The organism is Telluribacter sp., from assembly GCF_035998675.1.
Lineage (GTDB): Bacteria > Bacteroidota > Bacteroidia > Cytophagales > Spirosomataceae > Telluribacter.
In genome coordinates, this window is record NZ_DASYHI010000020.1 from 497,893 (window position 1) to 510,257 (window position 12,365).

13 protein-coding genes are annotated in these 12,365 nt (G+C 47.0%); 9 read left to right on the plus strand and 4 right to left on the minus strand.

Translation table 11 applies throughout. The features are described from left to right. Nucleotides 1–100: 100 nt before the first annotated feature. The 4 genes from VGN67_RS16205 to VGN67_RS16220 all read left to right on the plus strand — a co-directional run bounded on the left by VGN67_RS16205 (nucleotide 101) and on the right by VGN67_RS16220 (nucleotide 2,706). Complete coding sequence (locus VGN67_RS16205) at nucleotides 101–664, plus strand: hypothetical protein (protein WP_327487896.1); 564 nt, start codon at nucleotides 101–103, stop codon at nucleotides 662–664. Nucleotides 665–832: 168 nt separating this feature from the next. Next, a complete protein-coding gene (locus VGN67_RS16210) occupies nucleotides 833–1,309 on the plus strand; it encodes a T6SS immunity protein Tdi1 domain-containing protein (RefSeq protein WP_327487897.1) in 477 nt (158 codons plus the stop codon). A 241-nt stretch (nucleotides 1,310–1,550) separates the two neighbouring features. Next, nucleotides 1,551–1,946 (plus strand): hypothetical protein, encoded by a 396-nt coding sequence (locus tag VGN67_RS16215; protein ID WP_327487898.1) that lies wholly within the window; start codon nucleotides 1,551–1,553, stop codon nucleotides 1,944–1,946. A 172-nt stretch (nucleotides 1,947–2,118) separates the two neighbouring features. Then, complete coding sequence (locus VGN67_RS16220; protein ID WP_327487899.1) at nucleotides 2,119–2,706, plus strand: YdeI/OmpD-associated family protein; 588 nt, start codon at nucleotides 2,119–2,121, stop codon at nucleotides 2,704–2,706. Here the strand turns inward: VGN67_RS16220 and VGN67_RS16225 are convergent. After that, on the minus strand, nucleotides 2,703–3,725 hold the full coding sequence (locus VGN67_RS16225) for a cytochrome C (RefSeq protein ID WP_327487900.1): 1,023 nt from the start codon (nucleotides 3,723–3,725) through the stop codon (nucleotides 2,703–2,705). The two genes, VGN67_RS16220 and VGN67_RS16225, sit on opposite strands and share 4 nt — an antisense overlap. A 266-nt stretch (nucleotides 3,726–3,991) precedes the next feature. On the opposite strand from VGN67_RS16225, the gene VGN67_RS16230 reads away from it, so the two are divergent. After that, complete coding sequence (locus tag VGN67_RS16230) at nucleotides 3,992–4,213, plus strand: hypothetical protein (RefSeq protein WP_327487901.1); 222 nt, start codon at nucleotides 3,992–3,994, stop codon at nucleotides 4,211–4,213. Nucleotides 4,214–4,233: 20 nt separating this feature from the next. Next, on the plus strand, nucleotides 4,234–4,647 hold the full coding sequence (locus VGN67_RS16235; RefSeq protein WP_327487902.1) for a type II toxin-antitoxin system VapC family toxin: 414 nt from the start codon (nucleotides 4,234–4,236) through the stop codon (nucleotides 4,645–4,647). Between the two features lie 19 nt (nucleotides 4,648–4,666). Here VGN67_RS16235 and lpxB read toward each other — a convergent pair whose 3' ends face one another. Both lpxB and VGN67_RS16245 read right to left on the minus strand, forming a co-directional pair. Then, nucleotides 4,667–5,782: a lipid-A-disaccharide synthase gene (lpxB, locus tag VGN67_RS16240; RefSeq protein WP_327487903.1), complete on the minus strand. Its 1,116-nt coding sequence runs from the start codon at nucleotides 5,780–5,782 to the stop codon at nucleotides 4,667–4,669. Nucleotides 5,783–5,925: 143 nt separating this feature from the next. Further along, entirely contained in the window at nucleotides 5,926–6,345 is a 420-nt protein-coding gene (locus VGN67_RS16245; RefSeq protein ID WP_327487904.1) for a 6-carboxytetrahydropterin synthase, read from the minus strand. Nucleotides 6,346–6,534: 189 nt separating this feature from the next. Between VGN67_RS16245 and rfaD the strand changes: the two genes are divergently transcribed. The 3 genes from rfaD (at nucleotide 6,535) to VGN67_RS16260 (ending at nucleotide 11,416) form a co-directional block, all read left to right on the plus strand. After that, a complete protein-coding gene (rfaD, locus tag VGN67_RS16250; RefSeq protein ID WP_327487905.1) occupies nucleotides 6,535–7,500 on the plus strand; it encodes an ADP-glyceromanno-heptose 6-epimerase in 966 nt (321 codons plus the stop codon). Between the two features lie 127 nt (nucleotides 7,501–7,627). Further along, a complete protein-coding gene (sufB, locus tag VGN67_RS16255) occupies nucleotides 7,628–9,073 on the plus strand; it encodes a Fe-S cluster assembly protein SufB (RefSeq protein ID WP_327487906.1) in 1,446 nt (481 codons plus the stop codon). Nucleotides 9,074–9,184: 111 nt separating this feature from the next. Beyond that, nucleotides 9,185–11,416, plus strand: a complete 2,232-nt coding sequence (locus tag VGN67_RS16260; protein WP_327487907.1) for a cation:proton antiporter — start codon at nucleotides 9,185–9,187, stop codon at nucleotides 11,414–11,416. Here VGN67_RS16260 and VGN67_RS16265 read toward each other — a convergent pair. Further along, nucleotides 11,404–12,324 (minus strand): 1-aminocyclopropane-1-carboxylate deaminase/D-cysteine desulfhydrase, encoded by a 921-nt coding sequence (locus tag VGN67_RS16265; protein ID WP_327487908.1) that lies wholly within the window; start codon nucleotides 12,322–12,324, stop codon nucleotides 11,404–11,406. The genes VGN67_RS16260 and VGN67_RS16265 overlap by 13 nt on opposite strands. Nucleotides 12,325–12,365 lie beyond the last annotated feature (41 nt).

Below are 12,365 nucleotides of genomic sequence, written 5' to 3' on the forward strand. Positions count from 1 at the left end.
GCATTCGCCTATAAATCATTATTTTGCTTTTGTGGTTAATTGAAACTGCAAGTTTTTCAAATGCCACAACTTCATAAACACTTAAATATCGGGCGTAATTATGCCGAGACAGCTTAAAATATTTATTTCATTAGCAATATTGTTCAGTTTTTCCTTCGCTGGAGAAAAGCAAAAAGTATTGGTTTTTCCAGGAGTAGGTATAGCGATTAATAACGATACTATTTACATTGAAAAAACATCCCCTAAGCAATTATCAAAGACACTTAAAATCAAAGAGCAATTTGGTACGTCCGATAGAATATGGGATGGCTATAATCCGGAAACAGGAGAAAGTGTAAGTGGCAGTGAAATGGTAAAGAACATAATTTATAAAGGAATCGACTTTGAGTTTACAGGAAAAATAAGAGATAGCTTGACCCTGAAATGGATAAAGATTAAAGTCAATAAAAACTTCAATGTTTATATAAATGACTCATTGTATTTAGGACAAATAAATCCTCCATTGGATAGATACTTTAAAAAAAACAATAAGTACGATTACATATCTGATAGTCGGATGACTTATAACTTGTACAGTGTTGGAATAAGTTTTCAATTAGATAGTTTGAAAATGAAACGTTGTTTGAATGAAGTTTCAGTTCATTATACGATAAAAAGCAAATAACTATGCACAACAGTGTGTTTATAAAATTGTGGCTGGACGTTAAAAGACATGTCCATAACAATACAAAAAGTACGGCACCAAAAGTACCATATATTATCGTTAAAATACAAATAAATACAAAAAGTACTGCAAAACTTTCGTATATTTAAGAGTTGTACGCCACTTTTTATGACACTCACTTTAGAGCAATTAACGAAAGACATAACAAACACTGACCTTCACGACATCTTATCTTGTTGGCAATGGCGGTTAGCAGGCATGAAAGGTGTGGCGACAATTTCGGCTTTGGGTGACATTTTTCTGCTTGGAGACGACGGCGCTATTTACAGGCTTCAGACCGACACCGGCGACCTGACTAAAGTTGCAGACACGTTGGAACAGTATCAACAATTTTTAAGTAACGAAGAAAAGGTTGAAAACTGGTTTCTTCCCTTACTTGTAGAGAAATTATTAGCTGTCGGCAAAACGTTGAAAGAAAATGAAGTTTATAGCTATAAGAAGCTGCCTGTTATCGGCGGCGAGTATTCGGTTGACAATATTGAGCCGACCGACATGAGTATCCATTTTGCATTCAGTGGGCAAATATGCGAACAGATTAAAGATTTGCCAGACGGAACAAAAGTGAACATTAAGTACGAACAGTAGGACGGCGGCGTACAACATTGGGCTTTCTGCTATGCTGGCAGAAGAATAAATCATCAGCTTTGTATTGCTACTCATCTGCTGCTCCGGCTGACAGGAACGCTGATGAGGCTTTTGAATAATCAATGAACTGTTTATCTTTAATCACCTTCGGCACCGGGCTGACTGAACCCTGAATACCAGCACAGCAGAAAGCCCTGTCCGTTGTGCGCAATTATAAAACTCGATTTTGGAATCTTAGCAAATGACTGGACAAAGTGCTGATAGAGAAAAAATGCTTGCCGAACTATCATGTGAAATCCTAAACGCAAGCCAAGTTTCTTATATTCTTAATACCCCAAAAGAGTTTCCAACAACATTAATTGAGGCACTATCAATTAATGTTGCTTTAAAGTACTGGAAGGAACAATTAAGTTATGAAGCTGCTGATTGTATTATGAATAATCTTTATTCATTTTGGGTGACCAATGATTATTTCGTCAAAACCTATCCATTTACAGAAGTGGCGTGGGAATGTTATGAGGCTTTTGATGCTGGTGAATACTATCGAGACAACGATGACAAGAATGTTAGCCCTGATGTAAAATACACAAGACCACTTGTTGAAGAACTATTGAGGAAAAGAATGTTGATAAAATAAACTGCACACTACACGGGTTTTGCGTTAGGCGGGCTGAAGTGCAAAATTCAACAGCAGTTTTACAATTGAATTTTGGTAACCATATCAGATTTTGTGTTTTGATTGCCCGCCCGAACGCAAAGCCCGAAACCGATTGCTACTACCCCCTTCCTCCATATCCAAACCTCCATCCATGAATACCCCGACCCCTACCGTCGACTTCTACTTCACAAAAGCCCAAGAGTGGCAGCAGGAACTGGAGCATTTGAGAAGGATTGTTCTTGGCTGCGGACTGACCGAAGAGTTGAAGTGGGGTGTGCCCTGCTACACCTTTCAGAAGAGTAACGTCGTATTGATACACACGTTCACGGACTACTGTGCCCTTCTGTTTGTCAAAGGCGCCTTGTTACAGGATGCAGAAGGTATACTTGTCCAGCAAACGGAGAATGTGCAGGCCGCGCGCCAGGTCAGGTTTAGCAGTGTTGGGCAGGTAGTAGAGAAGGAGGCCATTCTGAAAGCCTACCTCTACGAAGCCCTGGAAGTAGAGAAAGCCGGTTTGAAAATAGATTTCAAAAAGACTACCGAATACCACATTCCCGAAGAACTGCAAAAGAAACTAGATGAAATCCCGGCCCTGAAAACGGCTTTTGAGGCCCTGACTCCGGGACGGCAAAGAGGGTACCTACTCTATTTTTCGGCACCCAAGCAAGCCAAAACCCGGGAGTCAAGGATTGAAAAATGCACGGAGCGAATCCTTAATGGAAAGGGACTGAATGACTAATCATTCATCATCATGCTTTTTACCTCTTTTGAGATAAATACTCCGCCTATACGCCTATCCATACCGCCTGGTTTAAACTTTTCCACCTTCTGTTTGACCGGTTTGAGAGTCTGCAGATAGGTGTACATGGCACCCAGGTCTTCTTCGGACATACCGCTGTAAAAGTTCCAGGGCATCAGGGTATTGTAGCCATCATGTACTTCAAAAGGAACAAAAGTACCGGGCTGGTACGCTTTGAAACGGGCAATAAAGGCTTCTTTGGTCCAGGTACCCAGGCCGGTTTCTTTATCGGGTGTCAGGTTGGCGGAGCTCAGGGTACCTCCGGGCAGCTTCATGCTCACGCCTCCGGCCATAGCCTTACGCTTGATGGGCATGCCCATGCGTCGTTTGGTGTGGCAGTCGTAGCAACCGGCGGCCCCTACCAGGTACCTGCCATAGGCAACCGTATCCTGAGGTGAGGGCATAGGTTGGTGAGCCGCTTTATGGGGCATCTTTTTCAGGATGGGTTTCGCCAGGGCCACGGGACGGGAAGGAGGTACTTCGTTGGTAACGGAGGGTAAGGTACGCTGGTAGGCAATGATGGATTTTACATCTTCCTGATCCATTTTTCCGTAGGCCAGGTAGGGCATCATCGGTAACAACACACCACCGTCTTTAGACACTCCCGAGGTGAGAGCCCGGTAAATTTCCCCGTCGGTCCAGGTACCGAGGGCGTGGGGAGTAATGTTTTTACCGTAAAAAGTACCCGGCAGGCCCATCTTTTTGTCAAATTGGTCCCCTCCTGCCCCTAAGGTACCCGGTTTTACGGGCCCGGCAAATTTTGAATAGTCGCGTTGGGAGTGGCAGTCGAGGCAGGCGGCCACATTATTGACCAGGTACTCGCCCCGCTGGAGGCGTTGGGGAGTGCGTTCTACTGTTAGGTCCGGTGCGGCACCGATACGTTTCTGGTAGCTGGTACAGCTGTTGGCCGTAACCAGGCAGCCCACCAACAGGAGTGGAAATAAGTCACTTTTTTTCATGGCTGATACTTTTAACTAAGATGCCACAAAATTACCGGGTATTTGCAGAATTAAATAACCGCTCAGCTACTTGTTTCAGCCTTTCAACAAGTACTTAACCATCAAAGCCCCGGCCCGCCGGGCAATGGAAGTGGAATGAAATTTTATTTTTATATTGAGGAGCGGTAATGGATGGATAGAACACTAAATCCCTGCACGCATAGAGACAGCTAAGTATGGCCAAAAATGCTTTTTGGTCTTTTTTATACCGTTAATATAAAAATTGTATGGCAACATCAGTAAACTTAAACGAAATTCTTTCGCAAGTAAAACAGCTTGATAAAGAAGATCAGCTCACATTACTTCAACGGATGGCTTATCTGCTTAGAAGAGGAGAAGCGCCAAAGAAAGCTTCCATGCGCCTGACTTCTCTTTCCGGACTGGGAAGCGGTATTTGGAAAAATACAGATGACATTGACCAATACATTGACGGAGAAAGGCAATGGTAGCCCAGAATTTCATATCATAAGTGGTCTACCTTGACACGGCCCCCTTGATCTACTTCATGGAAGGAAACAATCTGTATCAACCCATTCTTGCAAGTTTTTTTGACCTACATGATAATGAAGGCTTTTTGCTTATTACTTCTTCTATTACACTTCTCGAAGTATTGGTAAAACCTTTGCGGGAAGGACAAACAGCGATTGCTAAACAATACAGAGACATCCTGACCAATGCACCCGGCATGGAGATAATTGAGGTAACTTCTGCAATCGCTGAACACGCTGCCCGGCTAAGAGCCAAATACAATGTAAGTACACCGGACGCTATTCACCTTGCCACTTGTATTAAGGCAGGAGCTGACTACTTTTTGACAAATGACAATAGATTAAAAATAGTCAGCGAAGTAGATGTTGTGACAGTCATGGAATTAACAGAGTAGTTCTGCTCAGCTACTTGTATCAGCCTTTCAACAAGTACTTTACCATTAAGGCCCCGGCCCTCTGGGAAGCCCCCGGCCCGCCTACCAGTTCGTGGAGCCGGGCGTAGTCCTGCAACTGGACGGCCCGTTTGGTACCATCCGGCAGAATAGCCCTTAACTCTTCCACCAGTTGCCGGGTGTTCAGTTCATCCTGAATCAATTCTTTTACTACCTCTTTTCCGGCAATGAGATTAACCAGCGAAATGTAAGGTACCCGAATCAGGCGTTTGGCAATGGCGTAGGAAATACCGCTGGTGCGATAACACACTACTTCGGGAATATTGAGCAGGGCCGTTTCGAGCGTAGCCGTACCCGAAGCTACCAGCGCCGCCTCGGCCACCGACAGAATATCGTACGTAGCCTCAAAGACAACCTGCACGTTGGGGAGAGCTGCGTACTTTTCGTATAGGGAGGCCGGCAGATTATTAACCCCGGAAATCAGGAACTGGTGTTTGGGAAAGTGGGGTTGCACCGTTAGCAACGTATCCAGCATGTTGACGATTTCCTGGCGACGGCTACCCGGTAGCAGAGCGATAATGGGTTTATCGGCGGGAATGTGGTGCCTGGTTCTGAACGCCGGGTCGGGCCGGAAGGCCGCGATGGCATCCATCAGCGGGTTGCCAACGTAATCAACCTTGTAGTCGTATTGGTTGTAAAAGTCGGTTTCAAAGGGAAAGATCACAAACATCCGGTCCACCGTAGCCTTGATCTTCAGCGCCCGCTTCTGGTTCCAGGCCCATACTTTGGGCGATATATAGTAATATACCTTAATGCCCTGTTTTTTGGCGAAGGCGGCAATCCGCAGATTAAAGCCCGGATAGTCAATCAGAACGAGGGCGTCGGGCTTTTGGGTCAGGATGTCTTTCTTACATTTTTTCAGAAAGCCCGCGATTTTCCTCAGATTAAGTACCACCTCCAGAAACCCCATAAAGGCGGTATCCCTGTAGTGCGTTACCAGCTCCATGCCGGCTTCCGCCATCATGTCCCCTCCCCAGCCCCGAAACTCCGCTGCCGGGTCGTGCTGCCGTATTCCCTTTATCAGGTTGGCCCCGTGGAGGTCCCCCGAGCGTTCACCGGCTATGAGGTAATATTTCATGGTTTGGGGAGAAGGAAAGGTTTTAAGGAGGAGTAAAGGTTAAAGGGAGGAAAGGAGGAAAGAGAAAGGGTTAGGTAAAAATGGTCCGATGAGGCGGCAACAAAAGTATCAATACTTTACTTTTCGCTTCTCCCTCTACACAGCTACTCCCCGTAGTACTCTACGTAGTTTTTTGGAGTTTCAATGAGTTTGATGTAGTGCAGCTGCGCTTTGGGGGCAGCTTTAGAAATAGCGGGTGCCAGCAGTTGCCAGATTTCCATGACGAATATTTCGCAGGATGCCATTTTGCCCTGCATAAAATCCACATCTATATTCAGATTGCGGTGGTCCACTTTCTCTACTACTTCCTGCTTAATAATATCGCCAAGTACCTTTAAATCAATAACAAAGCCGGTATCCGGGTCGGGTTTGCCTTTGACCGTCACTATTATTTCAAAATTATGGCCGTGGTAGTTCTGGTTGGCACAGGGGCCAAATACTTCCCGGTTTTTTTCGTCCGACCATTTCGGGTTGTACAGCCGGTGGGCCGCGTTGAAATGCTCTTTTCGGGTTACATACATCATGGTACTCTATCCTTTCAAATCAGCCACAAAATTACACCTTATCCCGTTAGTTTGGAACCATTTAAGCGATCCGACTAAAAAAAATCCTACTTTGTGGGCGGAGCGGAGGTAGATTGGTAGCTGTATTTATTTTAACTTTACCTTTTGAACAGATTTGGCGTTCTTACTATATACTCATAATCTACACGTATGATCGTTGTCACGGGTGCTGCCGGTTTTATTGGCAGTTGTCTTATCAGTAAACTAAACCAGGAAGGTTTTAATTTCATCGTTGCCGTTGATGATTTCTCGAAGATAGAAAAGGCAGAGAATCTGGACGGGAAGACTATTCAGGAACGGGTCGAGCGCGATCAGTTTTTTGGGTGGCTGGACCAAAACCACGAGGAAGTTGAATTTATTTTTCACATTGGTGCCCGTACGGATACCACCGAGTTTGACCGGGCTATTTTCGAAGAACTGAACGTAAACTACTCCAAGGAAATCTGGAAGCGGTGCATTTCCTACCAGATTCCGCTGGTGTATGCTTCCTCGGCGGCCACCTACGGCCTGGGTGAGTTGGGCTACGACGATAACGAAACCATTATCCCTCAACTTAAACCGCTGAACCCTTACGGGGATTCCAAGAATGAGTTTGACCAGTGGGCGCTGGAACAGGAAGAGAAGCCTTTTTTCTGGGCCGGTCTGAAATTTTTCAACGTATACGGGCCCAACGAGTTTCACAAAGCACGCATGGCCTCGGTGATTTTTCACGCCTACAACCAGATAAAGGCCACCGGAAAAATGAAGCTGTTTCGCTCCCACCATTCCGACTTCAGGGACGGCGAACAAATGCGGGACTTTGTGTACGTGAAAGACCTGGTGGAAGTATGCTCTTATCTGATGCACCACCGCAAGAATTCGGGTATTTACAACCTGGGTAGCGGGAAGGCCCGCACGTTCCTGGATCTGGTTAAGAATACCTTTTACGCCATGGACCTGGAACCTGCTATTGAGTTTATTGATACTCCCGCCGACATCCGGGATAAGTACCAGTACTTTACCGAAGCCAACATGAGCAAGCTACAATCCATTGGCTACACCAAAGCTTTCCATACGCTGGAAGAAGGCGTTGAAGATTACGTAAAAAACTACCTGATACCACACAAATACTACTGATTCCCGGTTAATGGTCCGTAGCAGACCTTATCTATTCCAAAATTTTCCGTATTTTTGGCTTAGTCCAAAACTCAAGTCACATACACTTTGTTATCCTTTTGAACTAAGGTAGGTGACAAATATTATTATGAGCAAAGAAGCAGAATTATTAGAAGAGATCACCAGTTCGGAATATAAGTATGGCTTTGTCACGAACATTGAAGCAGATGAAGCCCCTCCCGGTCTGAGTGAAGATATTGTACGGTTTATTTCGGCTAAGAAACAAGAGCCGGAATGGATGCTGGAATGGCGGCTGAAGTCGTACCGCCTGTGGGTACAGCTGGTGGAGCCCACGTGGCCCAACGTATCTTACCAGCCCATAGATTTTCAGGGCATTAAGTACTATTCCGCTCCAAAAAAGAAAAAGCAGGTTGAAAGCCTGGACGATATAGATCCTGAACTGCGTAATACATTTGAGCGCCTGGGTATTTCGCTGGACGAGCAGAAACGCCTTTCGGGGGTAGCAGTAGATGCCGTTATGGATTCGGAGTCGGTATTTACTACTTTCAAATCGAGCCTGAGAGAAAAAGGTATTATTTTTTCTTCCATCTCCGAAGCCATTCGGGAGCATCCTGACCTGATCAGGAAGTACCTGGGCTCGGTAGTACCTCCCAAAGACAACTTCTACGCGGCCCTGAACTCGGCGGTATTTTCGGATGGTTCCTTCGTATATATTCCCAAGGGAGTACGCTGCCCGATGGAGCTTTCGACTTATTTCCGGATTAATGCCTCCGGTACCGGTCAGTTTGAGCGTACGCTTATTGTGGCCGACGAAGGTAGTTATGTAAGTTACCTGGAAGGTTGTACCGCTCCCATGCGGGACGAAAATCAGCTTCACGCGGCCGTGGTAGAGATATTCGCCCACGAAAAAGCCGAAGTAAAGTACTCGACCGTACAGAACTGGTACCCCGGCGATGCTAACGGTAAAGGTGGTATTTATAACTTCGTAACCAAGCGTGGTATTTGTGACGGAGCTAATTCTAAAATATCGTGGACGCAGGTTGAAACCGGTTCCGCCATTACCTGGAAGTACCCCTCGGTTATTCTGAAAGGTGATAACTCCATTGGTGAATTTTATTCGGTGGCGGTAACCAACAACATGCAGCAAGCCGATACGGGTACCAAAATGATTCACATCGGCAAGAATACCAAGAGCCGGGTGGTGTCGAAAGGTATCTCCGCCGGAAAGAGCCAGAATTCGTACCGGGGGCTGGTACAGGTATTTAAGCGGGCTGAAAACGCCCGTAACTTTTCCCAGTGTGACTCTCTCCTGCTGGGCGATCGCTGCGGAGCGCATACGTTCCCGTATATAGAGGTGAGTAATCCGTCGGCTACGGTGGAGCACGAAGCTACTACCTCGAAAATTGGGGAAGATATTCTTTTCTATTGTAACCAGCGCGGTATTCCTTCGGAACAGGCCGTTGCCCTGATTATAAACGGCTACGCCAAGGAAGTACTTAACCAGTTGCCCATGGAGTTTGCGGTAGAAGCGCAGAAACTACTTGAAATAAGTCTGGAAGGAAGTGTAGGATAATCAGGCTATTTCTTCCCCACATAAAGTAATTCTCAAAAAGCCTTTGCCTCGGTCAAAGGCTTTTTGTATTATATTGCCTGTCATTAAGTAAAGAATGCAGCAATAGGACCTATGAATCATGTACCTCAATTAATCGTTGATCTGGCCCTGATTCTTGGTGCGGCGGGAATCACTACCCTCATTTTCAGGCGCCTGAAACAGCCACTGGTACTTGGCTATATTCTGGCCGGGCTGTTGGTAGGACCTAACTTTCCCCTTTTTCCCACCATCCTCGACCTCGAATCCATCCGTATCTGGGCGGAAATCGGGGTAATATTCCTGCTTTTCAACCTCGGTCTGGAGTTCAGTTTCAAGAAATTGATGGTGGTGGGAAGTACCGCGGCCGTTACCGGGCTGTTCGAAATTGTGTTTATGCTGTTGTGTGGCTACACCGCCGGGCGAATCATGGGCTGGTCTTTTACGGACAGTCTATTTTTGGGAGGTATCATTGCCATTTCTTCGACAACCATTATTATCCGGGCGTTTGACGAACTTCGGGTCAAAACCCAGCAGTTTACCAGTGTCGTAATGGGTATCCTGGTCATTGAAGACCTGGCGGCCGTATTGCTTATGGTATTGCTCTCCACCATGGCTATCAGTCAGCAGTTTGCCGGGGTCGAAATGCTGGTTTCGGTGGGTAAGCTCCTGTTTTTTCTGATTCTTTGGTTTTTGGGCGGCATTTTCCTCTTTCCGTCTTTTCTCCGCACTTTCAAAAAGTTATTCAATGATGAAACTATCCTGATTACCTCCATTGCCCTGTGCTTCCTGATGGTAGTAATAGCGACTAAGGCGGGTTTTTCGGCGGCTTTGGGCGCTTTCATCATGGGTTCCATGCTCGCCGAAACTACCCAGGCCGAGAAGATTGAACATTTACTCAAATCCGTTAAAGAGCTTTTTGGAGCCATTTTCTTTGTTTCGGTAGGTATGCTGATTGACCCGCAGGTACTGGTGCAGTATGCCCTGCCGCTGGCCCTGCTGGTACTGATCGTTATTATAGGAAAAACAGTATTTGTTACCACGGGTGCGCTCATAGCGGGGCAGTCGCTGCGTACCTCTATTCAGGCCGGTATGAGTCTGTCCCAAATCGGAGAATTTTCGTTTATTATCGCCAATCTGGGCCTCTCGTTGGGCGTGGTGAGTAAGTTTTTGTATCCCATTGCCGTGGGGGTTTCGGTGATTACCACCTTCACCACCCCCTACATGATCAAAGCGGCGGTACCTTTCTACGGTTGGGTGAAACGAAAAATGCCGGAAAGATGGTACCATTCGCTGAACCGGTACAGCAATACGACCCAAACCATCAATGCTTCCTCCCACTGGGATGAGGTACTTAAAGACTACGCTCAGGTAATTGTTACCAATTCGGTGGTGATTGTAGCCCTGCTGCTGATTGCCTCTAACTTCCTGTTTCCCATAGTACAACAACGGATGCTGGACCCGATATGGGGCGGGATTATTACTACCGTGCTGACCCTGCTGACAATGGCTCCTTTTTTATGGGCGCTTATTTTTAAAAGGTCAAAACGTAGCTCTTATAAAGCCTTGTGGGTCGACCGTAAGTTTAACCGGGGGCCACTGGTACTGCTGGAGTTGTTACGGGTAAGCCTGGCGTTACTGTACGCCAGCCTGCTGCTGAATACCTTCTTCTCCATTGAGGTAGCTACCACCATAACGGCCCTCATCATAATCCCGTCGTTCGTGCTCTTTTACCGAAAGCTCCAGCAGTTTTACCACCGGATTGAACTACGGTTTATCCAGAATTTTCATTCGCGGGAGCAGGACGGCAAGTCAAAGTACATCCTTCCTCCCTGGAATGCTCACCTGGCTTTCTTTGATATTAGCCCCGACTCCCCCCTCGTTGGTAAATCGCTGCTCCATTTGAAACTCCGGGAAAAGTACGGCATCAATGTGGTGATGATCGAAAGAGGTAGCAGACGGATTCTGCTTCCCAACCAGCACCAGGTACTTTTTCCCAGCGACCGCATTGAGGTAATTGGTACCGACGAGCAACTTAGCGTTTTCAGGAGCCTGGTGGAGTCAACACCAGCCAACGGAGAGAACTTCCTGGCCGAAGACAACCCTATTGCCCTGGAACATATTAAAGTACTTAACGCGCATCCATTCACGGGCCAGACCATCCGGGAAAGCCGGATTCGGGAATATACCAACGGGCTTATAGTTGGGCTGGAAAGAAACGGGCAACGCATTCTGAATCCGGATTCGACCGAGGTGATAAAACCTGGCGATGTTATCTGGATTGCCGGCGATAAAAAGCTGATAAAGCAGATATTTCATATTTCCTGATGGAAGGGAGGCAGGCTCGCCAGCCGCCCCTGAAGCCCACCCGTATGAACGGCAACCAGGGTACTGCCGGGCTTAAAAAACCCCTTTTCCATCAAATCGTACAGGCCAAACAGCATTTTGCCCGTATAGACCTGTTCCAGGGGAATGTGGTGTCGCTGTTCAAATTCCCGAATGAAAGATAACAGGTCGTGGGTATAGCGGGCGTAGCCTCCGAAATGGTAGTCGGTAAAGAGCTGTAAATAGGCGGACTGGAACTCTGTTCCTGCCAACTTACTAATTTCCTCCCGCAGAAAATCACCACCTTTCAGGGCCGAAAAAGCCAGTACCGGAGCTGGCGCTGACAGGATTCCCGCCGAGGTGCCGCCGGTACCGGCGGCAACGGCATAGTAATCGGGCTTATACGTTAGTTGCTGCTCTACCTCCCTTACCATTTCCCTGACCCCCGGCAGGGCCAGTGGGTTACTGCCCCCTTCGGGTACCAGGTACGGCGCTTTTGCCTCTTCTACGATTTCCCTTACCCGGACCGATTCCTCTTTAAGTCGATATTCCCGGCGGCTTACAAAACAGAGTTTCATCCCCTGCTCCCGGCAAAACTGCAGGGTTGGCGATGAGTCAGGCGTCAGTTCTTCGCCCCGCACAATCCCGATGGTACCTATACCCGCCGCCCGACCCGCCGCCGCTACCGCAAACAGATGGTTGGAAAAGCCCCCGCCAAAAGTAAGTAAGGTACTATACCCGTTCTGCCGGGCGGTAAAGATAGTGTACTTCAGCTTGCGCCATTTATTACCCGAAACTGCCGGATGAATGAGGTCATCCCGCTTGATGAAAAGCTTCACTCCCGCCCGCCGGACTATCTCATCGGTCAGCTCCTGTAGGGGGGTGGGTTGATTTGGGGTCAGGAAGTCCACGTTTTTTGATATTTTTGCTAAATTACTCAGATACCCGACAA